The sequence below is a fragment of the Bradyrhizobium sp. MI1.3 genome, assembly GCF_055811695.1.
In genome coordinates, this window is sequence record NZ_JBVVPQ010000043.1 from 17,567 (window position 1) to 40,592 (window position 23,026).

20 protein-coding genes and 1 pseudogene are annotated in these 23,026 nt (G+C 59.7%); 11 read left to right on the forward strand and 10 right to left on the reverse strand.

The window, feature by feature from the left end; genetic code table 11:
- The first annotated feature begins 830 nt into the window (after positions 1-830).
- Both AC0L3A_RS26725 and AC0L3A_RS26730 read left to right on the forward strand, forming a co-directional pair.
- Positions 831-1,595 carry an outer membrane protein gene (locus AC0L3A_RS26725; RefSeq protein ID WP_473255452.1) on the forward strand — a complete coding sequence of 255 codons (765 nt, stop codon included), beginning with the start codon at positions 831-833 and terminating at the stop codon, positions 1,593-1,595.
- Between the two features lie 279 nt (positions 1,596-1,874).
- The gene (locus AC0L3A_RS26730) at positions 1,875-2,924 is read left to right on the forward strand and encodes a SphA family protein (RefSeq protein WP_219683125.1); all 1,050 of its coding nucleotides are present in this window, start codon (positions 1,875-1,877) and stop codon (positions 2,922-2,924) included.
- Positions 2,925-3,135: 211 nt separating this feature from the next.
- Here the strand turns inward: AC0L3A_RS26730 and AC0L3A_RS26735 are convergent, their stop codons facing one another.
- Positions 3,136-3,669, reverse strand: a complete 534-nt coding sequence (locus tag AC0L3A_RS26735) for an HdeA/HdeB family chaperone (RefSeq protein ID WP_007601232.1) — start codon at positions 3,667-3,669, stop codon at positions 3,136-3,138.
- 493 nt (positions 3,670-4,162) lie between these two features.
- Here AC0L3A_RS26735 and AC0L3A_RS26740 point away from each other — a divergent pair, with 493 nt between their 5' ends.
- The 3 genes from AC0L3A_RS26740 to AC0L3A_RS26750 all read left to right on the forward strand — a co-directional run bounded on the left by AC0L3A_RS26740 (position 4,163) and on the right by AC0L3A_RS26750 (position 5,718).
- Complete coding sequence (locus AC0L3A_RS26740; protein WP_219683126.1) at positions 4,163-4,432, forward strand: hypothetical protein; 270 nt, start codon at positions 4,163-4,165, stop codon at positions 4,430-4,432.
- A 363-nt stretch (positions 4,433-4,795) separates the two neighbouring features.
- Positions 4,796-5,269 carry a phospholipase effector Tle1 domain-containing protein gene (locus AC0L3A_RS26745; RefSeq protein WP_083869981.1) on the forward strand — a complete coding sequence of 158 codons (474 nt, stop codon included), beginning with the start codon at positions 4,796-4,798 and terminating at the stop codon, positions 5,267-5,269.
- A gap of 131 nt (positions 5,270-5,400) precedes the next feature.
- Complete coding sequence (locus AC0L3A_RS26750; RefSeq protein ID WP_007601226.1) at positions 5,401-5,718, forward strand: hypothetical protein; 318 nt, start codon at positions 5,401-5,403, stop codon at positions 5,716-5,718.
- A gap of 421 nt (positions 5,719-6,139) precedes the next feature.
- Here the strand turns inward: AC0L3A_RS26750 and AC0L3A_RS26755 are convergent, their stop codons facing one another.
- On the reverse strand, positions 6,140-6,400 hold the full coding sequence (locus AC0L3A_RS26755; protein WP_051058478.1) for a hypothetical protein: 261 nt from the start codon (positions 6,398-6,400) through the stop codon (positions 6,140-6,142).
- A gap of 313 nt (positions 6,401-6,713) precedes the next feature.
- Here AC0L3A_RS26755 and AC0L3A_RS26760 point away from each other — a divergent pair, with 313 nt between their 5' ends.
- Positions 6,714-8,450 (forward strand): sensor histidine kinase, encoded by a 1,737-nt coding sequence (locus AC0L3A_RS26760; protein WP_007601225.1) that lies wholly within the window; start codon positions 6,714-6,716, stop codon positions 8,448-8,450.
- Between the two features lie 401 nt (positions 8,451-8,851).
- On the opposite strand, the gene AC0L3A_RS26765 is transcribed toward AC0L3A_RS26760, so the two are convergent.
- The 8 genes from AC0L3A_RS26765 to AC0L3A_RS26800 all read right to left on the reverse strand — a co-directional run bounded on the left by AC0L3A_RS26765 (position 8,852) and on the right by AC0L3A_RS26800 (position 20,248).
- Entirely contained in the window at positions 8,852-9,487 is a 636-nt protein-coding gene (locus AC0L3A_RS26765) for a response regulator (RefSeq protein WP_007601223.1), read from the reverse strand.
- Between the two features lie 156 nt (positions 9,488-9,643).
- Positions 9,644-10,270, reverse strand: a complete 627-nt coding sequence (locus AC0L3A_RS26770) for a response regulator (protein ID WP_007601219.1) — start codon at positions 10,268-10,270, stop codon at positions 9,644-9,646.
- 65 nt (positions 10,271-10,335) lie between these two features.
- On the reverse strand, positions 10,336-11,472 hold the full coding sequence (locus tag AC0L3A_RS26775; protein ID WP_473255453.1) for a sensor histidine kinase: 1,137 nt from the start codon (positions 11,470-11,472) through the stop codon (positions 10,336-10,338).
- Between the two features lie 727 nt (positions 11,473-12,199).
- Positions 12,200-13,018 (reverse strand): outer membrane beta-barrel protein, encoded by an 819-nt coding sequence (locus AC0L3A_RS26780; RefSeq protein WP_007601217.1) that lies wholly within the window; start codon positions 13,016-13,018, stop codon positions 12,200-12,202.
- Between the two features lie 202 nt (positions 13,019-13,220).
- Entirely contained in the window at positions 13,221-14,483 is a 1,263-nt protein-coding gene (gene arcA / locus AC0L3A_RS26785; protein WP_007601216.1) for an arginine deiminase, read from the reverse strand.
- A gap of 25 nt (positions 14,484-14,508) precedes the next feature.
- Complete coding sequence (locus AC0L3A_RS26790) at positions 14,509-15,942, reverse strand: basic amino acid/polyamine antiporter (protein ID WP_007601215.1); 1,434 nt, start codon at positions 15,940-15,942, stop codon at positions 14,509-14,511.
- Between the two features lie 143 nt (positions 15,943-16,085).
- A complete protein-coding gene (locus AC0L3A_RS26795; protein WP_354128985.1) occupies positions 16,086-19,148 on the reverse strand; it encodes an efflux RND transporter permease subunit in 3,063 nt (1,020 codons plus the stop codon).
- The gene (locus tag AC0L3A_RS26800) at positions 19,145-20,248 is read right to left on the reverse strand and encodes an efflux RND transporter periplasmic adaptor subunit (protein ID WP_007601213.1); all 1,104 of its coding nucleotides are present in this window, start codon (positions 20,246-20,248) and stop codon (positions 19,145-19,147) included. The genes AC0L3A_RS26795 and AC0L3A_RS26800 overlap by 4 nt, the downstream gene beginning before the upstream one ends.
- A 333-nt stretch (positions 20,249-20,581) precedes the next feature.
- Between AC0L3A_RS26800 and AC0L3A_RS26805 the strand changes: the two genes are divergently transcribed.
- From AC0L3A_RS26805 to AC0L3A_RS26825, 5 genes and pseudogenes are all read left to right on the forward strand, one after another.
- Positions 20,582-20,785 (forward strand): DUF3551 domain-containing protein, encoded by a 204-nt coding sequence (locus AC0L3A_RS26805; protein WP_007601212.1) that lies wholly within the window; start codon positions 20,582-20,584, stop codon positions 20,783-20,785.
- A gap of 81 nt (positions 20,786-20,866) precedes the next feature.
- Positions 20,867-21,397 (forward strand): Na+/H+ antiporter subunit E, encoded by a 531-nt coding sequence (locus AC0L3A_RS26810; protein WP_245286009.1) that lies wholly within the window; start codon positions 20,867-20,869, stop codon positions 21,395-21,397.
- A complete protein-coding gene (locus AC0L3A_RS26815) occupies positions 21,294-21,554 on the forward strand; it encodes a Na+/H+ antiporter subunit E (protein ID WP_245286008.1) in 261 nt (86 codons plus the stop codon). The genes AC0L3A_RS26810 and AC0L3A_RS26815 overlap by 104 nt, the downstream gene beginning before the upstream one ends.
- A gap of 54 nt (positions 21,555-21,608) precedes the next feature.
- Positions 21,609-22,331: pseudogene (locus tag AC0L3A_RS26820) on the forward strand (proton-conducting transporter transmembrane domain-containing protein); the annotation flags it as partial.
- 188 nt (positions 22,332-22,519) lie between these two features.
- Positions 22,520-23,023, forward strand: coding sequence for a DUF1269 domain-containing protein (locus tag AC0L3A_RS26825; protein ID WP_007601211.1), 504 nt, complete (start codon positions 22,520-22,522; stop codon positions 23,021-23,023).
- Positions 23,024-23,026: the final 3 nt, after the last annotated feature.

Consider the following 23,026-nt stretch of genomic DNA (forward strand, 5'->3'; position numbering starts at 1 on the left):
GAGTATGACTTCACGCCAAACATCGCGGGATATACGTGCCCGAAGTGCTGCCGGGGCATTGTGCCAGCTGACCCAGCTTGCGAGATCGTGGGGACTAGCGCGCGCTGCACCCGATGTCGGGGTGAGATGGTCATGGCGCCAGAGTGTGCCGGCTAGCGCGTAAGGGTCAGCGGTCCGTCTTGTATGCCGGCAGCCCGAAAAGCTATTTCCGGCCGGGGCATTCACCCATTGGCACAAAGTGCACTGGCCAAGCACTGCGCATCTGCTTGTCTAGAGTGCGCCTTGCCGATTCTTTCCAGCCCCCAAGCTTCCAGGATTGGCGAGATCGTACAGGCCCTGGCGCGGCATCAGCTTCGCCGGGGCCACGGACGCCGGGATGGTCCTGGACTATGGACACAGAGGCAGATCGGCAACGAGGTTTGGAGTTGGGTCGCCGCTGGGCAGAGCATGCTTCGGCGCACGAGCTTGAACCATGGTGAGCGGGTCGTTTGATGATCTCAGCGAGATTCTGCCAGCGGACGCATCTGATCAGTTCGTCGGCGGCTTCCGCGAAGGCGTGTTGCACGTCTGGCGCGGAGCCTAGGATCTCAGCATAAGGGTGCGGGGATGAGACCAAGCGCCCTTGCCCCCCATCGCGGAAAATTCCAGGCGGCCAGTTGACTGGTCAACATTCCTGACACAACTCAAACGCGCAAGTTGCTCAATTTTCCCAACTGTTGCCACGTAAGCACACCGAATTCCAGGCGGCTCAGCTAGCTTCGAGCTGGAATGCGGGACTGCCAAGAAAAGAGCCGGCATCGTTAGGGTGAAACGTGGATGGAGCAAAAAGAATGAAGAAGATTTGGTTGAGTGGCATGGCCTTGCTGGCCGTGAGCATGGCGGCACCCGCGTCAGCGGCTGATCTGGCTGCTAAACCTTATGTCAAGGCCCCGCCCCCGGTGATCGCGCCGATCTATGATTGGACCGGGTTCTACATCGGCGCCAACGGCGGTTGGGGACAAAGCCACGGCTGTGTGGATTTCGTGACGCCAGCAGGGACGGTCGCAGGTGGTTGCGCCGATCGCTCCGGCGGCCTCGCTGGCGGACAGATCGGGTACCGCTGGCAAACCAATCAGTTTGTGCTCGGCCTGGAAGCGCAGGGAGATTGGGCAGAAATCAAGAATACGCGCGTCAGTCTGATCGACCCGCTGATTTCGACAACCGGTAAGATTGACGCCATCGGGCTCTTCACGGCGCAGCTCGGCTGGGCGTGGAATGCCTCGCTGTTTTACGTGAAGGGCGGCGGCGCCGTGACGCGCAACCGATTCGATATATTCAACAACGTCACCGGGGTCGGCCTGGCATTGGCGGGCCACACGCGCTGGGGCGGCGCCCTTGGCGTGGGCTGGGAGTACGGCTTCACGCCCAATTGGTCGTTCGGTATCGAATACGACCATCTCTGGATGGGCCGTGATAATGCCGGCTTCGCAGGCGTAGTCACTCCCGGAGGGTTCGTCCTCACCGGCAGCGGCGTCAGCCAAGATGTGGATATGGTCACGCTTCGGTTGAACTACCGCTTCGGTGGATACGGCGCACCGGTCGCGGCAAGATATTGATCGCACCAACTTTTACAAACCAAAGCCCCGGCATGCCGGGGCTTTTTTTGTGCTTATGAATTCTTGGCGCTCGAGAAGCCGAGCATCTCCAGCGCAAGCACCTTGAGGGCTGCAACTGCGTCATCGCCCAAGACAATTGTCTCGAGCTGTTACCATTCTGTGACGCATTTGGACGTTGCTTGTGCCTAGTAGTGAAGGCCGTCGTAACCTGGGTCCTGCAGTTCGCGGAGCGCTTTGCTGTAACAGCGCTTGCTGCAAGTACTGCCCAGAGGTTTGCAAATGGGATCAAACAAACAGAGAAGCTGCGTCATCGACTATCTGGCGGTGGCCGCTCTCGTGCTTTGCGCTGATGTTTCGCATGCCGACCAGGGCGGTAGCTCATTCTGGTTTCCGGGTCAGTTTGCAAGTCTCTCCGCGGTGCAGCAGACACCGGGCTGGGCGCTCAGTGTCATCGATTACCATTCCAGCGTCGCCGCCGCGGGGAGTGCTGCTGCGGCCAAAGAGATCCTGGCCGGCAAAATCCCCGCGAACGTCAACGTTAATTTGAATCTGCGTCTGAACGGGCGGGCCGATCTGGTCGCCCTTACGCCATCGTATACTTTCGCTACGGCGGAGCTTGGCGGTCAGTTGGTCGTAGGTATATCGGGCCAGTACGGCAGAGCCGCCACTAGTATCGCCGGAACACTGACAGCGATAGCCGGACCGATTGTGGTGACGCGTACCGGAATGCTCGAAGGCTCGCTTACCTCCTACGGCGACCTCGCGCCCTTCGCGCAACTACTATGGAACCTTGGCGTCGACAATTACATGGCTTACGTCACGGGCAATGTTCCCGTCGGCGACTATGATCCGACGCGGATTCCCAATATCGGGCTCGGGCACGGCGCGATCGACATTGGGGGCGGCTACACCTATTTCGACCCGGCGGCAGGAAACGAAATCTCGGGCGTCGCCGGCCTGACCTACAATTTCAGGAATCCCGACACCCAGTACCGGAGCGGCATCGATTTCCACTTCGACTGGGGCGCATCGCACTCCCTCACTAAGCAGCTTTTCGTCGGCATTGTCGGATACGCCTACCAGCAAGTCACCGACGATTCCGGCCAGAACCCGATCCTCGGTAGTTTCAGGTCACGCGTTTTCGGTGTCGGTCCGCAAATCGGGTACAGCTTCCCGGTCGCAGACATGCAGGGCTTCCTTGGTCTGAGGGGATACGGCGAATTTGGTGCAGCGAACCGTCCGTCGGGATGGAACACCTGGCTAACGTTCACTATTTCCCCGTCCGCTCCCGCCGCCGTAGCCGCCAGGAAACATTTGGTTGTGAAATAAATCGGTTCCGAACTGGAAGGTCGGCTGCGGTCGGCCGAGGTCTCAAATGAGTCAAACTGCGAACAACTCCAAGCTTCGCAAATCTTGTCCGACATGCGTCACTGAGCGAACCTCGATGAAATGCGCCGCTACTTGGCTGACGGCCATCAACAGGAGTCAAACTAATACAGGGCGCGCTCTGTTGCTCGCAAGCGGCGGGAGACTGGTCCAGCTAACTAGCTCTATTCTGAATGGCCGTTGGTAAAGTGCGGGATTTGTTCTTCTTGCAGTATGCGACGACCGCACTGGAGTTCCTCTGCAGGCGCTCGTAGTCCAATACACTGTTGCTTGCTGCTGCGTTGTAGTAGCCGCTCATGAAGTATCTTACAAAATCTTGATCCGCTGGACCGTATGCCAACCAAGTTCCGCAGGTGATCTTGTTAAAATCCAGCGTAGCGTTAGGCACCGCAGTTACGCCTATCGATTTTTCCAGCCCTACCATCACACTGGCATTCGGGTTGGACTGGCACCACCCTCTTACGTTTGTGACATTTGCCCGATGCAGGTCAAAATCAACAAACGTCCTCCGACTTTCATAACTAAACCAGCCGGTCATCCAAGCCGAAAATTTGCCCGACGGTGTAGCCGGCATGGCGAGATATTCGCTACAGGTGATGCTGCGAATGTCCGTCGTTGTGCCAAGCGCCTCACTGGCGAACGTTGGGGCGATTAGGACGAACGTAACGATACTGAACCTGCACCTCATTGTGATGACTCCCGTAACGAGTGACCGACAGACTAATCGCGATTTGCTGTCACAGGACCTGCATCCCGCGGCTCCAAAGAGTAATCACCCATAGTGGCAAGTGCCCGATTTGATCTAGATCAACCCACCAGGTAAGGAGGAGAGTCAGCCCGCTGCGCGGGACGCGATAAACTGCAAATCGTGTCACCGTTGTGACTGATGTCACGTGGAATAACGTCTTGCCAAACACGTTGCAATGCTGTGCTTCGGTGTGCTCCGTGCCAGCGGGTCCCCGCGGCATGTGCAGGTCGCTCATTGATATTTGCCGATCGGACATTGACTTGGCGATCGGTTTTGCAAGGGGCTTTGCTAAACATAAGCATGCCGCGTTAGGCCGCGTTTGTCCGTGCGCGGTGGCTCTGTCCACCGCCCAGGGAGCGGCTTTTCTCGCGATGCGACGACAATTGCGATCTGTTCTCATTCGCCGGCGGTAACTGGCCTAATGTAGCCGGTAATGGCAAAAATCGATTTGCGAGCTGCCTGCTTGATCTGCTTCAATTCTCTTCTGGCTATCGGACGTAAGCTAAGCTTCTTGACAGGAGCAACAGCAGTGCCAAGCGCAGAAAAGTGCCGAGAGTATGCTGCCGAATGCAACGCCAAAGCAAAGGAGGGGCGGATTTCTGCCCGCCGGTGCTCGGTACTAATGAATGTCGCCCGTAGCTGGACAGCGCTGGCCCACCAGCTTGAGAGCCTGACAGACATCGTCAAGGACGAAGCCAAGTGAAGGCTGCCTCGCTGGCCCGCACTGCGCCTCAATAACGAGCGACGACCGCATCCCCACCAAATTTGTACGATAGACGGGCGCGTACCACATCCAGTGTCTGACTTCCGCCCCTGTCCGCCGAACTAGGAGGGCTGATGGAGATGGCAGTGAACTGGAGGTGTGCGCTACCGAAGTCGTAGTGCTGGTACTCAAAGCGACCGATCCAGTTGCTGCCAAGCAGCTTCGCCTTGACGCCCGCGGAAGGCGCCAAGTTGATCCCGCCGCCCTCGGCCACAAATATCTGGGCGCGGCGCTCGTGACCTCCGGCATTGCGCTACTGATCGGGTTGCACTGGCTAGGTGGCTTCCTTCAGCCGGTCTTTCCATGGTCGGCCTGGATTCTGAGCTACCTCGGCATCGCCACAGCGCTGATTGCTTTTTTCATGAACTATCTGAAGATCGCGCCATCTTGCCCGGTTATGGATTCTGGAAGCGCCTGCAGACGGTGCATTTCGCTCCGCCGAATCACAAATTCTACGACACGACCCTCAATCCGAGGGTGGGCTACGCTAAACATGCGATCTCGATCGACGAGAGCCGCGCCGATTTCAAGCGTGTCACCTGGTCGCCCACGGCCGAGAAGCAGGACAAACGAGACGTGCACGACAACCTTTTCTTCGAACAGGTCTGGTTTTCGGGCGTGCACGCCGATGTCGGCGGCGGCTATCTCGAGAACGAGGCTCGGCTCTCAGACGTCGCGCTCAACTGGTTGCTCGCCGGAGCTTCGCTCATCCCTGGCGGCCTGAAACGCGACGGCAGTATGCTACGGCTGTCGCCCAATCCGGCGGGTGCACAATGAGCAGGCGGGAGGCTTCCTCAAGGCCGGGTTCGTGACCTGCCGATCGACCCGGAGACGGAAGACTCGAGATCACCGATGCACAAATCGGTCTATCGGCGTTCGGAGCAGCGTCCGTTCTTCTCTACGATCGCATGGCGGCCTACCGCCCGGACAACATGAGGGTGCACGTCGACTTCAACCACTACTTCGATGGGAGCGCGGCGCAGCTGCCCCAATGCGCCGCCGATGACATTGAAAGGAAGTGGGAAGATGCCGCCCATGTCTCGGGCGGCTCTGACCCAGATGCAACATTGATGGAGCAGTTCTGTCGGGCGGCCTTCGAGACGCCTTTGGCCTCCGCGGAGACGAGGAGAGCACATCACAATGCCGAGAGTCGCCGCCCGGCCGTCAAAAAACACCGTTTGAAAAACCGTTTTAGTTCGGCCTTCTCAAACGGTTTCTCTCGCTAAGGTCTTGATTTAAATGGTGGGCGCACCAGGGCTCGAACCTGGGACCCGCTGATTAAGAGACACGCTACCGCCATTGGTTTCTCAAGCGAATTTTTCCAACTGGCCCAATATCCGATCATTGCAGATCAACGGCTTACAGCGAAAACCCCAACCGCGAGTGCGCTTGGGGTGGCGCATCACCCCGCTATCGTTCGCGTCATTCGAGGGTGGGTTCAGCATTTTGGAATTCGAGGTGCTTCCGCGCCGAAAGATGCGCACGCGCAATCAACGGTCGATTCCGACAGAAGCGTAGGCCTGCCGGTTGCACAATGATCAATCTAGAGTTCGCCGCGTTGAACATTCGAGCTTCTATGCTGGCTGATCAATCGGTCCAATCCATCATGGGCAAGTTTGAGCTAGCTCCGGCTAATACGGTCCATGCTCACAGTGCCGACAACCACGCCTGCGCACCTTCGGCCCACACTGGCCGATCGGCACCTGAGAATCGCTGGTTAATCGCAGACAAGACGAGGACTCGCTGCCCGCCAGCTTCCGCTTCTGGAGGCGTGCTCCAGCTTGGGACGCCGTCCGACTTCAGTTGCTTGAGCACGGCATCGAGATCGGTGGTCCGCGCTCCCGCCACTTTGCCGGCCGCCTCACGGATCCGATCCGCGGCCACGCGCCACGCCTCGCCCTGCGCCACTGCGGTGTCCTTACGCGTAGCCTGCTGCTGCTGGATCTGCTTGCCGGCGCTCGCGAAATGGGCCTTGATCTGCGCTTCGAAGCCGCTCCAGTGCTTTTCCAGATCCGACTTTCTGGTAGCGCTCTTTCGTCTGTCAATCGTCTGGTCGAGCCGTTACGGTTCCTGTTCAGTCGGAGAACGGAGCACTATGCGCTTGGCGGTACCATGGCGACCTTTTTTTGCGCGGATATTCACCGCTGCGCTGGCCATTGCATGGTTGCTGGCGACCCCGTGTCAAAGTCAAGCGGCTGGTCCAACGCCGAAACGGATTCTGATGCTGCATTCATACGGTCTTCGCTTCCAACCGTGGACCGACTATTCCGAGGCCCTTCGCGCCGGAATAAGCCAACGTCCTTTCGTGACCTTTCAGGACCATTCGCTTCTGAATGCCCGGGCGGCCAGCGACAAATCAGACGCAGCATTTGTCGACTACCTTCGTGCGCTCAACCATGATCAGCAGCCCGACCTTATCATCGCTATCGGCTCGCCCGCCGCGAATTTCGTGCAGGCGCACCGGAAGGACCTTTTTCCAACAACCCCTATGCTCTTCACGTTGGTAGAGCGTCGCCGGGTGGACCTCGACAAACTGACCGAATACGACACGGTGGTGGCGGTTGCCAACAATGACGTCGCTTTTTTTGATAACGTCGTGCGCGTCCTGCCCCAAACAAAGACTATCGCCATTGTTGTGGGAGCTTCGCCGGGCGAAACATTTTGGCGGAACGAATTGGCCAAATCCACCGCGCTGTTTGCCGACCGCGTGCAGTTTCGGTGGTACGATGAGCTTTCCTTTGAGGATATGCTCAAAGACGCGGCCAACCTCCCGCCACACAGCGCCATTTTTTGGCTTGGATTGACCGTCGATGCGGCGGGAGTGACCCATGAAGGCAACAGCGCGTTCTCACGGCTTTTTGACGCGGCCAATGCACCGATCTTTTTCCACGACGCGACCTTTTTCGGTAGAGGCATCGTCGGCGGTCCAATGCAGGTCATTGCCGGACAGGGCAAGAAGGCCGCGGAGGTCGCCCTGCGCATTCTTGACGGCGAAAGGGCCGGCGACATTAAGCCGACATTCGTCGTCCCGGCAGCGCCCATGTTCGACTGGCGACAAATGCAGCGCTGGGGAATTTCCGAGAGCCGTCTGCCGCCTGGCAGCACCATCTACTTCCGCGAGCCGTCAGTGTGGGAACGGTATTGGTGGCAGATCTCGTTGATCACCGGCGTTATACTTTTGCAAGGCGGGCTGATATCGACCCTGCTTCGGGAGCATCATCGACGTCATTTGGCGGAAGTGCAGTCCCGGCAACGCATGGCCGAACTGGCCCATGTTAATCGCTTCTCGACAGCTGGCGAACTGACCGCAACAATCGCGCATGAAATCAACCAGCCGCTCGGGTCCATTCTGACTAATGCCGAGACCGCGCAGTTAATCTTAAAATCTCAGAACCCTGACATTGCGGGGCTGGCCGAGATTGTTGACGATATCTTGCGGGATGACCGGCGCGCCAGCGAAGTCATCCGGAGGATGAGGAGCCTCCTTAAGAAGGCACCTTTCGAGCTGAAAAAACTGGATCTCAATGATCTTGTTCGTGAGACCATCGAATTTCTTTCGATGCTGGCCGTTGGACGAAAAGTGGAGCTGATTGAACAGATCATGCCGGAGGCGCTTCCGATCCTGGGCGACCGCATCCAACTTCAACAAGTCATTCTGAACCTTGTCGTGAACGCGATCGAGGCGATGAAGGACACTCCGAGCGAAAGCCGCATCATCAGCATCCAGACCTCGCGCGCCGAGGGCTCTGCCGAGCTGTCCGTGTCGGATTGCGGATCGGGCATTCCAAAAGACCAATTAAAGGAAGTCTTCGAACCCTTCTTTACTAGCAAAGCGGAAGGCATGGGCATGGGCCTGTCCATCGCCCACACTATTGTTGAAGCGCACCAAGGGACGATAGCCGCAAAAAATCGAGATCACGGCGGCGCAACGTTCACGATCAGACTTCCTCTTGTTTAATGGGCAGGATCTTCCCCGATCTGAAGTCAACGTCAGCGGTCCACGAGGCTCATGCAATTGTTCAGCTGCGCCTGATGCGGCTCCCGTTATCGGCAGCGCCGAGGAGGTTCGCCATGCATCCGAGGAAGCGTCTTTGGATCAAGTCAGCGACAGTTGCCGGGATTGCCACTGGCGTCCTGTTGGAGCTTGCGGGTCTCGCATTCAATCCCACGCCAGCAAAGGCGGGGCGTGTACTGCCAGTAAGTTGATATCCAGCAGGTTGCGTTGCCCGCGCAGGCGCCGTGCTCAGGCCACGGCCGCTGGCCGGCTCACATTGGATTAGCCCGCGAATGGAACAGCACAAGGCAGCCCAAGCCGACAGCCACCCACCGCTCGGGCATTCAGGACAACGGCGGAATCCCTCAGGGCGCCACGAGCTTCTTCCGAATGGCATAGCGGACCAGTTCGGCGGTGGATGACATCCCGAGCTTGCGCATGGCCGACGCCCGATGGGTCTCCACCGTCTTCACACTCAAGTTCAAGAGATTACATATCGATCTGTTGGTATGCCCCTCCGCAATCAGCTGGACGACGCTCTGCTCGCGTGACGTCAGCAGCATCTCCGACCTGCCCTGCTTGTTGAGCTGGTAATCACTCAGCAGCTTCTCTATCAAGGCGCTGGTGAAATAAGGCCTGCCGTCGAGCAGCGCCTCGATCGCCGAAATCAGATGCTTCTTGGCATCCGACTTGAACAGGAAGCCGCGGACACCCGCCAGAATAGCGTCCCTCAGCAGTTCCTCGTCTTCATGCATCGTCAGGATCAGTACTTCCGTATGCTGATCAAGTGCCTTTAGCCGACGGCTGACCTCCAACCCGTTCATCAGGGGCATCGAGTAGTCGACGATGACGACGTCCGACCTCGTTTCCAGAGCCAATCCGATGGCTTGTTCACCATTGATCGCTTCGCCGGCGACGATCCAGTTGGACTGCGTTTCGACGATCGCGCGAAGTCCCGAACGTACGACCGCATGATCATCCGCAATCAAGATGCGTTTCATGGCGCCGTTCTCGATTCCGGCCGCACCCCTGGAGACGCTCAGTGCGGCAAGGTCAGACGATCATGCCACTCATGGTTCTAAGCGCCATCCTGCAAAACCCTGAGCCTGCCACCGCGAATGTACCGACGTGGCGGTCCTCAAGAACATCATATGCTGTCATGCCTCGACCAGATGCGAACGAACAGCGTACCGAACCAAACCTGCGGTTGAGTTCACCTCCAGCTTGCGCATCGCGGCCGCTCGATGAGCTTCAGTCGTCTTGACGCTGAGGTTCAGGATCGCGCCAATGCCTTTGTTGCTGTAACCCTCCGCCACCAATTTGACCACAAGCTGCTCGCGTGGCGTAAGCCTCCGGCGCCCATCTGCGCCCTCGCCGCCGTGATCGAGCTCGTCTCGACAGCTTTCGCTGCAGAACCGCTTGTGCGCCAGAAGTGCGTCGACGGCCGCCAACAGCAATCTGTTAGCATCCGATTTCGCCAGAAACGCGCGGGCGCCTGCCTCAAACGCCTGCTGCGCCAGCAGACCCGACTTGTGCACCGTGAAGATCAACACCTCCGTCTGCAACGGATAATCCCTGATCTGCCGCGCGACCTCCACGCCGGTCATCCGCGGCATGGAGAAGTCGATGATAGCCACATGCGGCCGGCTTTCGATTGCCGCCGTAAGTGCCTTGCTGCCGTCGTTCGCCTCGGCAACGACTTCCCAATCCGCCCGCTGTTCGAGGACCGCTCGCAGGCCCGATCGCACCGCTTCGTGATCATCCGCGATAAGAATGTGTTTCATGGCAGAGCACTCCAATATCGTTACGCGGCAGCCACCCGCCACCGGTAACCTCTTCTTCTTCTTCCTCAGTGGGTGCCTGCTGGGGGCCTCACGGAGGTCGTCACCTTACGCCGGCTGCGCGCGCTCTTCGCCAGCCCACGCGGAAGCACTGCGCGCAGGATGGTGCCCGAGGGCCATGTTGCCTGATCGGAGCTGATGTCCAGCGCTCCTCCAATCTGCTCGAGCCTTGCCCTCATCGCCGGAATTCCAACGCCGATCGATGTTGCCTTTGCACGATGTTTGCCATAGTCAGCGCGGAGCCCCCGCCCATTGTCGTTGACCGTGAGCCGAAACTGGCTGTCGGTCGCGTCAATGACGATGCTGACTTTGGTCGCTTGCGCATGACGAAATACGTTCGTGAGCGCTTCCTGGACGATCCGGAGCAAGGTGCGCTGCTTCTCGTAAGGCAGCAGATCGACCTCGGGCACGATCCTCGTCGCTACGTGCAACGAAGTGCGAGCCGCAAATCCATCCGCGTAATTCTCAATTGCGGCTTTGAGCTTATCGTGCGTCAGATTGCGGGGATGCAGCAGATAGGAAAAGGCACGAATTTCCCTAAGCGCCTCGTCAATCGACGCATCGATCTCATCGCAGAGCCGCTCGGCGCTGGGCGGGTCGCTCATGCTGCGTCGGATCCGCATGAGGCCGAGGCTCGCCGCAATCAAATGCTGACACGTCGAATCATGGAGATCAGACGCAATCCGCTGCTGGATTTCCTCCTGAATGGATGCCAAGTCGACGTGGGCGTGGGTATCGTCCAGCGGTCTAGACGCTTCCTCGAACGGACCAGTGTGGGCCATACGATGGCTGCCGACTAGCCGGACCGCACGACCGGCCGCGGGGTCCATGACGGGAACGATCGTCGTCTCCATATTCTGACGTTGGCCACCAAACGCCAGACGATGGCGAACCCTGACCTCCTTCTCTTCGGCGAGACAGGCGCGTAGGGCTTGGCAGACGGGTTCGATGTCGTCGCTGCTCAAGCAATCAGAGACATCCAGCTCCCGGATAGCGTCGGCCGAGATGCCGAGACGCGACTCGAAAGCCGGATTAACCGTCTCATAGACGAAGCGTCCGCCAAGCGAAGCGCGCACCACGAAGAGAAACTCGGCTGAGCACATCCAGTAAAGGCGGTCGCTGGCTTCTTCGAAACCTAGCTGCAACCACCCCGTGCCGCTGGTTCGAACTGAGTCGGAGGCGGGAAAACTATGGGGCTTCACGGTACGCGCTCACTCTGCTGCGGGGCCTCCGACATTGAAGATCAATATCGGGAGTCGCCGTCCTGCCCTTCGGGCGAGTTCCATTGCTGGTTCAGAGTGCGGATGCCCTAAGGGTCTTCCAATTATACACTGTCTGGTTGATAGCACCACAAGTAGTATTCTCCTCAGATTGAAATCGCGAATCCGTGCGTGGATCTCAATAAGGGGTGCAGTATGCAACTTGTGCCAGACTGGGCAGCACTGGATTCAAATGAAATGCAACAGATGCTAAAGTATCGTAGAAAGCCTTCACGAGCTGCTTGTGTCGACAACAGCTCCCCAATGCGCAATCAGCGGCTTCCGAGACTCGTGAAGTCGTTCTCGGGTACCGCCACGGCAATCCGGCCGCACCTGCGTCCGTGCGCTACCGGGCTCCAACTCCGCTCGCGCTGGATTTCTTTTTCTTTCCTGCCTTCGCGCTCGGAGCGGGTTGTTGAGGCGGCGAAAGCACCAGCGGATGAGACGGCACCTGGAGGCGGTTAACGCCGACATCATCCCTCAGTGCATCGGTATCCAGGCGCTGGCTCCGGTCAGCAGAATCGCGGGGATCCGCAGAAGCCACGGAGGCGGCCGTTAGACCAACGATGATTCCCACCAATACACACCCGCATCTCGTCATCTTCCAAGCCCTTCAAAACGCGAAATCAAGTCGGGGACCAACCCTGAGATCCCTGTATCGCCGCTCCGGAACGTTCGATGTTCGCGCCTCGTACAATACGCTGGTCGTGATCGACACGTTGCTGGCGAAACTATACCTCAGCCCGACGTCCGCTGAGTAGATCTGATCCTGTCGGCCCCTGTTCAGCCCGTCCGTGAACCAAAAGGCTTCTAACAATGGCGTGCTCACAATCGACCATTTCGGGTCCAGCTTGACTTCGATACCCAGCACCGCGTCAAAGCGCCAGCGGCGGGCTTCCGCAAGATCGGAAAACCGGTAGGTCAGGAGCAACAGTGGCGACAGCGTGACATTGTTCACGCGGAAGTCGCGCGCTACCGAGCCCATCACGTCGTGGGACGTGAAAGCAAGATCGCGATAGACACCGTCGAAATCGTACCGGTTCTCGTAAATAGCGGAGAAGCGCCAGCCGTCCCAATTCTCGGTCAAGCGCGCTCCCATTCGCGCCACTGCGGCGTTGCCGTCCTTCTCGGTCGCAAAGGCCTCGTATTGGGCGCGAGCATAGAGCCGGTACGACAGGTCGCTTGTGAGGTTCCCATCCAACCTGAGACTGACGTCGGGCTCATAATAAAAATCCGACCTGCGGTTGTTCCGGCTGAACAAAGCATTGTCAGTGAAGGTTGGCGCGACGGAGCCAACGACACTCCATGACGGAGCGGAATAATACGGCACAGGACCGCTCGCCTTCAGTTCGGTGAGATCAACATCCGCCGCCCAAGCGGTGTCTGCTCCAAACCATCCAACGACCAGCCAAAGAATCGTCAGCGCGCGCATGGTGTCCCCCGATGGCTTCTGCGTACACCTGGAATCAGCTGAGCGTGGGTGCTGATTATGGCGTGTTAATGGTCAGGAATTAAATCTGTGATTGAGGCGGCAGACGCCGTCTGGCTGGAACTCCCCGGATGCTACCCAGCAACGGCCGAATGCCACGCGGCCGTGAACGCCCTCCTTCAGGGCCGGAGCGCCCGCAGGTCGGCTAATAATCCACCGCGTCCCTAGTGATCGGGCAGGTCATGCAATGACCGCCTCCCCGGCCGCGTCCCAGCTCTGCACCGACAATGGTGATCACCTCGATCCCCTCCTTGCGCAGCAAGGTGTTGGTGTATGTGTTGCGGTCATAAGCGAACACCACGCCCGGAGAGGCGCAGACCAGGTTCGCGCCGCTATCCCACTGGGTCCGCTCGCGCATATACGCGTTGCCGCCGGTCTCAATCACGCGCAACTTCTTCAGGCCGAGCGCTTCGGCCACGACATCCACGAACGGCTTTTCATCCCTGCGTAGATCGAGGCCGGCGGAATTGTCGGCCGGCCGGTAGGAAAAGGCCGCGATGTTGTTGACGATGTCCGGATAGAGCAGGACACAATCCCGATCTGCGAACGTGAAGACAGTATCGAGATGCATCGCCGCGCGCAGCTTCGGCATAGCCGCCACAATCACACGTTCGGCCGCTTTTCTCTTGAACAAGGCTGCGGCAACCTGGCTGATCGCCTGCCGCGAGGTGCGCTCACTCAATCCGATCAGAACGTTGCCCTTGCCGATCGGCATCACGTCGCCGCCTTCCAGCGTCGCGAGGCCGTGATCGCGCGTCGGATCGCCCCACCAGACGTTGACCTTGCCGGCGAAATCCGGATGGAACTTGTAGATGGCTGTGGCGAGGATCGGCTCTTCGTGCCGCGCTGGCCAGTAGAGCGAATTCAGCGTGACGCCGCCGTAGATCCAGCATGTGGTGTCCCGCGTGTACAAGGTGTTGGGAAGCGGCGGTAGCAAATACTCGGTCATCCCGGCTGCTTCGCGCACCAGCTTGAGCATCTCGCCGCCATGGGCATCCGGAAAGTCGTGAGTCGATACTCCGCCGATCAGCGTTTCCGCCAACTCGCGCGGATTGAGACCTTCCAAATAACCGCGCAGCTCGTCGATCAGACCGAGACCGACCTGATCGGCAACAACCTGGTTGTCCAGGATCCACTTCCTGGCCTCGGGGATCGCGACCGTCTCGGCGAGCAGATTGTGCATCTCGACGACTTCGATCCCGCGGTCACGCATTTTTTGAACAAAGTCGAAATGGTCGCGCTTGGCATTGTCCACCCACAGCACGTCATCGAACAACAGAGTATCGCAATTGGAGGGCGTAAGGCGCTGATGAGCCCGCCCTGGCGAGCAGACCATCACCTTCCTCAGCTGGCCGACCTCTGAATGGACGCCGAAGGGAGCCGAGGTGTCCGATGTCTGCTTTGCCATGGGAGTTCTCCCGGGAGTTGCCTGCCTAGATGGTGATGTAGCCGGTGGCCAGTCCGTGTATTCCAACAGCAGCGCCGAGGGCGGCTGCAATGAAGAGGCCCCACTCGATGGCTGTAAAGACCCGCGCCTTCTGTTCCAGGCGCGCCCAGAAATAGAGTGCAGTGCCTGGCGCGTAGAGGATCAAGGACAGCAGCAGGAACTTCATCCCGGCGGCATAGATCAGGAACAGCGTATAGACCAAGGCGACGCCGGCAAAGATCATGTCGCGCTTGCGATCACGGCTGCTTTTCTCATAGGTCTCGCCGCGACGGACGAGCAGGAGCCCGTAGGCTGCGACGAGGAAGAACGGAATGAGTGACATCACGCTCGTGAGATTGAGCATCAGCGCGAATGCATCCTGCGACCAATAGGTGCTGATGACGAAGAGCTGAACGATCACATTGGTGAGCCAGAGCGCCGCAGCCGGCACCTTGTTCGCATTTTCGGTGCCGAACAAAGCTGGCATATCCTTCGTTCGTCCGGCGGCGGAGAGCACCTCAGCGCAGATTAGCGACCAGGCGAGATAGGCCCCCAATACCGAAACCAGGAGTCCGATGCTGACGAAGATCGCGCCCCAATGCCCGACCACCGCCTCCAATACCGTTGCCATGGACGGCTGTCGCATGCCGGCGATCTCGGCGCGGGGCAACGCGGCATATGGCAGCATGGTCACGAGCACCATCAGGGTCGTAACGATCGCAAACCCCAAAATGGTCGCCGCGCCGACATGCGCCCGTTCCTTGGCATAGCGCGAATAGACGCTGGCGCCCTCGATGCCGAGAAAGACAAACACCGTCACCAGCATGGTCGCGCGAATCTGGTCGAACAGACTCTTGTCCGGCATCCCCTCGCCGCCCCAGAAATTGGCGCGGAAAAGATCGGCTTTGAACGCAAAAATCAGGATAGCAATGAAGACCAGGATCGGCACGATCTTCGCAATCGTGACGATGGTGTTGATCGCCGCGGCCTGCTGCACGCCGCGAAGAATCATGAAGTGAAACAGCCAGATTCCTATCGAGGCGACGATGATGGCTGTGACCGTGTTCCCGTCTCCAAAGACAGGAAAGAAGGCGCCCAAGGTCGACTTGATAAGGACCCAATAGGATACGTTGCCGATGCAGCTGCCGATCCAGTACCCGAACGCCGATAGAAAACCAGGATAATCACCAAATCCCTCCTTCGCATAGGCGTAGACACCAGCATCGAGCTCTGGCTTTCGTTCAGCCAGCGTTTGGAACACCCGGGCGAGCGCGTACATGCCGCCGCCGGCTATACACCAGGCGAAGACCGCTCCGAACGGACCAGTGGCGATGCCGAATGTTCTCGGGAGCGAGAAGATGCCCGAGCCGACCATCGATCCGACCACCATCGCGGTCAACGCGAACAGGGAGAGCTTCTGGACTGACGGCGTCCCAGTCATGTGAAGACCTCGCGATAGCGCGGGTGCGCAACATCCTGGCCGATCGACTTGCCGGCACTTCACCATGCACCTCGGGCGGCGCCCGGAATATCAGGTGAACTCCTAATCCCGAGACAGGATTCCCCTCGCCGGAAACCAGCGGCTTAGCCGACCGATTGAGCGGAAGTCCCTACCCGCCCCTTCTCTCCGAACCAGCTCACATACAATGTCGGCAGCAAGACCAGCGTCAAAACGGTTGCAACCAGCAGACCGCCCATGATTGCGACGGCCATCGGGCCCCAGAATACGGTGGGAGCGATCGGGATCATGCCGAGCACGGTCGACACCGCCGTCAACATGATGGGACGAAACCGGGAGCTGCTGGCATCGACCGCTGCGTCCCACGGGCTCTTGCCCTGTGCCCGTTCGGCGTCGATCTGGCTGATCAGAATCACCGCGTTCTTGCTGATCATGCCGAGCAACGCGAGAATTCCGAGGATAGTGACAAAGCCCATCGGTCTGCCGGAAAGCAACAGTGCGGCGACAACACCGATCATCCCGAGTGGCGCCACGCTTATGACCATCAGCAGTCTCGGAAAGCTCTGCAACTGGATCATCAGGACCGTGAGCATGACGAACAGCATCATCGGCACCACAGCAAGCACCGACGCCTGCGAGTTCCGGCTCTCTTCAACGGTTCCGCCCACGGCCACCTCGTAGGACGCCGGTAGCGTCTTCCTCAACTCGCCTATTGCGGGCGACAGAGCGTCCACCAGCGCAGCCGGCAGTGATCCGCCGCCAATATCGGCGCGCACCGTCAGCGTTGGAATGCGGTCGCGCCGCCAGATCAGCGGATGCTCCTGGTGATACGCGAATGTCGCAAACTGACTGAGAGATACCGTCCTGCCGCTGGGCAAAGGCACCTGAAGCGTACGCAGGTTGGACAGCGAGATGCGCTGCTCATCGACCGCCCGGGCCACCACATTGACCAGATAGATGTCGTCGCGGACCTGCGTGACGATTGCGCCGGATATCACCGTGTTCAGCACGCTCGATATCGCTTGCGAGCTCAGTCCGAGACGTCGCGCTTCGTCCTGATCGACCTGGATGCGGAGCTGGCGTTCCGGCTCCATCCAATCGAAATTGACGCCCTTGGCCCTGGGCTCGGAGGCAATGATTTGCCCAAGCTTGAGCGCAATCTCACGTACCCGTTCGACATCCGGTCCGCTGACGCGATATTGCAGCGGCCATCCCACAGGTGGGCCAAGACCGAGCGGCGAAACCGACGAGACGGCGGCGGGAACTTCCTCCGCGAGCAAACGTTCCAGCCTCACGCGCAGACGCTCGCGCGCCGCGACGTCCTTCGCCACGACAACCGCCTGCGTGAACGAATCGTTTGGAAGCTCGACATTGAGCGGAAGATAGAAACGGATGGCACCGCGCCCCACGTTGGTACTCCAATGATCGACGTCCGGATCGCCGGTCAATGCGGCATCCAAGCGCCTGGCTGCCAGCTCGCTCGCATGGATCGATGCATTCTGGGGCAAACTGAGGTCCACCAGCAGTTCAGGTCGATCTGACGATGGGAAGAACTGCTGCGGAATCAGCGGAAGCGCAAGAACCGACGCGATAAAGAGCACCAGCGAGGTGGCGATCGTGAGCCACTTGGCGCGCATCGCCAGCGTAAGAAACGTGCGATAGAAGCGGAATATCCTGCCTGGCGCGTCCGAGCTCTCCTGTCCCGGCGGAACGAGAATGATCACACCCAGCAATGGCGTAAAGATCACAGCAACGAGCCATGACACCAGGAGAGCGATCGCGACTACCGCAAACAGCGAAAATGTATACTCGCCGGCCGAACTCGCGGCGAAGCCAACCGGGATGAAGCCTGCGATCGTCACCAGAGTCCCTGCAAGCATAGCAAAGGCGTGGCTGCGGTAGGCGAAGGTCGCTGCATCGATTTTGCTGTCGCCTTGGGCCAGCCGGTTGAGGGTGGCGTCCGTGGTCGTCATCGCATCATCGACCAAGAGTGCGAGCGCGATGATCAGCGCGCCCAACGATATTCGTTGCATGTCGATGCGGGCGATCTCCATGATCGGGAACACGACGGTTAGGGTCAGCGGAATGGCAAGCGCGATGATGAGGCCTGGACGAATTCCGAGGCTGATGAAACTCACCACTAGAATGATTGCGACGGCCTGTAGTAGCGAGGTCATGAATTCGCTGATCGCACTATCGACCACCGTAGCCTGGTCGGCGACGAGCGCGGGCTCGATTCCAATCGGGAGATTGGCGGTCATCTGGGCCATCGCCGCCTTGATATTTCTGCCAAGCGCAAGAATGTCGCCGCCATCACGCATTGCGATAGCAAGCCCGATTGCCGGCTGGCCGTTGACCCGGAACATCGGCTGCGGCGGATCCACGTAGCCACGCCGCACTTTCGCAATGTCGCTCAGCCGGATCGTGCGACCGCCTGCGACGAAATTGACACCGGCGATGTCCTGCTCCGACCCAAAGCCGCCGGACACTCGAACGGAAATGGTTTCCTTGCCCGTCTGGATTGTCCCCGCCGGCCGGACAATATTCTGAGCTTGCAGCGCACCGAGCAGAGCCGCCCGATCGACCTGCAAGGTCGCAAGGTCCTGCTTGGAGAACTCGACGAAGATCACCTCGTCCTGGGCACCCAGTAGCTCGATCTTCGACACGTCAGGAACCTGAAGCAAGCGCGCACGGACATTCTCGACGTAATCTCGCAACTCTCGCTGCGTGAAGCCGTCGCTGCTAAAGCCGTAGACGATCCCGAACGTGTCACCAAAATCGTCGTTGAAGCCGGGGCCGACAACGCCAGCGGGAAGCGTGTGGCGCATGTCGCCGATGTTCTTCCTCACCTCATACCAGGTATCGGCGACCTCCCTGCTGTTCGCGCTTCCCTTCAGGTTGACGAAGATAGTGACGAGACCGGCGCGAGTGAAGCTGCGCAGGAACTCAAGATGGGGCGTTTCCTGCAATCGCCGCTCGAGTCGCTCGGTCACCTGTTTCATCGTCTCTTCGGCCGTTGCCCCCGGCCAGGCAGCCTGCACGACCATCGTCTTGATCGTAAACGAAGGATCCTCGCTCCGGCCAAGGCGGAAAAACGCGAGATAACCTGCGATCGCGGCAACGATCATCACATAGACGACGAGCGAGCGGTGCCTGAGCGCCCATCCGGAGAGGTTAAACCCGGTCATGGCTCTGATCCGAGCACGCGCACCTTCTGGCCCGGATGGAGCGCTTGGACGCCCGCGGTGACAACGATGTCGCCGGCATTCAGTCCCTGCGAGACGATGACGTCGGTCTGGTCGAAACGCAGGATGTCGACATTACGCGCCGATATGATGTTCGTCTGGGGATCGAGGATCCAGACGGCCGGCTGCTGATTTATTCTTGTTAAGGCGGTAGCGGGTACATCGATCACCGGTCCGGAACCCAACTCGACGCGGCCGTTTACGGTGGCGCCGAGCCGCATGGCTGGTGGCGGATCCGTTAGACCGACCTTGACCTCGAACGTGCGGGTGACGGGGTCGGCCTGCGCCGCGACCTGGCGGACGCGGCCCTGTGCCGTGATCTTCGCGTCATCTGTCAGGCTGACCATGACCTGCACGTCGGCCGGCGTCGATCTGATCATTTGAGCCGGAACGTCGAAGACTGCGTCACGGCCGTCCTGCCTCGCGATCCTCGCGATCATTTGCCCGGCCTGAACGACCTCGCCATCAGAGGGACCTGTCGCGGTGATTTTGCCGGGCGCATCGGCCCGCAGCTCCGTAAAGCTGACGAGGTCGTGCGCGGAGTCGACTTGCGCCTCCGCCGCCTCGACCTGCGACTGCGCGGCCTGTCGTGCCTGCGTCGCCGCCTCGAAATTGGCACGCGTGGTCCACCCCTGCGCCAACAGCGTTTCCTGACGTTCGTAGTGGTTGCGTGCCTGCGTCAACTGGCCCTGCGCAGCGGAAAGAGCCGCTTTTGCCTGCCGCAATGTGCTCAGCTCGTTCTGGGACTCCAGTTGTGCCAGCAACTGTCCGGCCTCGACCCTGTCTCCGAGTTTCGCATGGCTCGCCCGCAAGCGTCCGGATATCCGAAAGGCGACGGCCACTTCGTCCTCGGCCTCGATGCGGCCTGTAAAAATCAACGGCACCAGGCTATCGCGCTTCTCGATGGTCGTGGTCCGAACCGGACGCGGGGGCAGCTCCTTCGTTTCCGCTTGGCGGCCGCAGGCTACCAGAAACGGTGCGAACACGGAGGCGATCAACGTCACTGCGAAGACTTGCCGAGATGTGGTTCGCCTACCGCGCATCGCCATGCCCTCCTCGATTCCAGACGTTAGATCAGGCAGGTCGCCCTTTCACATCTCGCGATCTACGGTATCGTCCCTGGTATTCTTGCCCAAAGGAGGGGCCACACACATCGGCAAATCTACTTGGTGCGTCCGGATGCAATCGCGACCGCGGGCCGCAGTCGCAGGCGAAACGCCGGCGATATATGAAACGGCGCCTCATGGAGCGCTCCGGGGAATTCCTGCCGCCTAATCGGGCAAAGACCCAATATCGCAGGTCGTATCAAGAGCGCATCGTCAGGGTCAGCTAAAGCGATCGGGCCTGTCAGACCGATGAACCCGGAGGATTTTCGAATGCGGAGATTTATCCTAGTTGCAATGGCGGTCTCGGGAATGCTGGCCATCATGCCACAGACTGCATCAGCGCAGACCGAGCAAAACCAATGGTGCTCCAAGTTCAAGGGGCATGTGAACTGCAGGTACTCCACCCAAGATCAGTGCCAGGCGTCCCGAAGCGGGAGGGGCGGCACCTGCTTCCCCCGGCAGGCGTCGCGCTAGTTGCGTAGCAGGGCAGCGAAGGGCCATCCAAAACGATGGCGTCGAACGATCCGCTCGTGGACGCCATTCGAGCCGGTGTGGATGCTGCTGTATCGCTACGCCAACTCACGCATCCGCACGTCGAAGGATACCCGGCTGCAGACACCGACAGTCGTGCCGCCGGACACCCGCCAGTCAATACACGATGCCGGATTTTCGAAGCACCGCACGGGACGGCGCCATCCGTCGCCAATCGAGGAATCGCCTGTGAGAGGGTCCGCGGGAAAGCCAGATGCGCTCACGGGCGCCACAGCCGGCGCGTCCTGGTGGAGCGCGACGTCCCGCGCGGCTTCGTTCCTCTGCCTCTGGTTGGTACTTTCCGGCGCCGCTCTCGATGACGTTCCTGCCGCGGCAGTCGCCGTCGCGGCGGCAACGTGGACGAGCTTGCATTGGCTGGAACCTGGCAGATCGCGGCGCTCACCTGGCGCCATCTCGCGACTGACATTGCTCTTCTTATATCACTCCATTGTTGCCGGAGTGGACGTCGCGAGGCGGGCACTCGACCCCCCGGCTGCCGCTGCACTCGGGGTTTATCGCATATTCAACCCGTCTTCCCCGCGGCTTTCGTCGTAACGTGTTTGCAACGCTGACGAGCCTGCTACCAGGCACCGTGCCGGCCGCAGAGGATGACGCGCATATCCTCTATCACTGTCTGAATATCGAAAATCCCGCGGTCGCCGAGCTTGCCGAAGAGGAGGCTGCTCTGGTCCGAGCGCTGTACAATGACTGAGTTCCTGACGGCCGCAGTCGGCTTCATCCTGGCGATGCTGCCGTCTCCCATGCCACGGCCAAAGCAGCAATGTTCATGGCTGCCGGATCGATCTATGCGAGGCTGGGTCATGATCGCCTCACAGACTTGCGTGGTCTGGTGAGAACGATGCCATTGAGCGTCTTAGCTTTTGCTCTCGCCGGCATCGCGTTGGTAGACGTACAGCCGAGCGGTGCGTCGCTGGCAAAAGAGCTGTTGCTTCGTGCCGCAGCCGAAAGGGGGCAGTGGTGGTGGGCGGTCGTGCTCGAGGCGGGCGGAATGCTTACAGCGGCCTACGTTATCTTGGTCCTGGCTCACGCGCTGGTGCCTACGGTCGAGCGGATTGCATCGACCGGTCCTGCACTACACGTCCGGAACATCGCGGCGCTTGTGCTGGCCCTGTGCTCGCTATCGCTCGGCCTGTTGCCTTGGGATTCCTATCTAGCCGTCTCGCACGGTTCGGTGTCCGGTTTCTTTGCGGTCGAGACTCTCACCAAAACACTCTCCTCCGTCCTGGGTGGCGTTGTGCTGGCGATCCTGGTCGCTCCCTGGCCGCATCCGGATGCCTATTCGACGCGCTGGAAAATGGTCGCCAGCATACTCGGTCTTTTTCAACGCAGCTGCCATAGGTCCGTTGGCTGCCTAGAGAAGGCCAATCGCGTTCTCTGCCAGTGGCCTGCGGCCAGCATGTTCCTCCTCATCCTGGCGCTGCTGTTTGGCGCGCTGATGGCTGGGGCGCATACCTCTCGGCCGGGATAAGGTCAGCCTCAGGCGACCCTCCAGCAACAACGATCAGGAACATTCATCCCCACGCCTCAGGGTTTTCTCCGATCCCAAGCCGACCGATCGAAAGCTAGTGTTCGACAGCGCGTTCCGCCAGTGGCACGGTTGCACCGGTCGGCGCATCGTCTTGGTCGCGGCGGAGCTTGATCCAGCAGGAGGTTTGCATGTCCGATCTAGTAGCGATCGTGTATCCATCCGAGGCGAAGGCCGAGGAAGTGCGTCAGCGGCTGCTCAAGCTGCAGAAGGAATATCTGATCACAATCAGCGACGCAGTGATCGCCGTGAAGACGGATTCCGGCGGCATCAAGCTCAATCAGCTCGTCAACACGACGTCGATGGGGGCGGTGACCGGCGGTTTCTGGGGACTTCTGATCGGCATGATCTTCCTCAATCCGATCCTCGGTGTCGCCGTCGGAGCAGCTTCCGGCGCACTTGGCGGCGCACTGTCCGATTTCGGCATCGACGACTCCTTCATGAAGGAATTATCAGTATCACTTCACACGGGCAACGCCGCCTTGTTCGTGCTGATCAAGAATATGACTGCGGACAAGGTCTTGAAGGAGATCAAGGACGCCGGAGGGACCGTGCTGAAGACGTCCCTGGACGACGCCAAAGAACAGGCTCTGCGCGACGCACTCGCAAGCGCCGCGGAGCGGCCGGCGGCCTGAAGC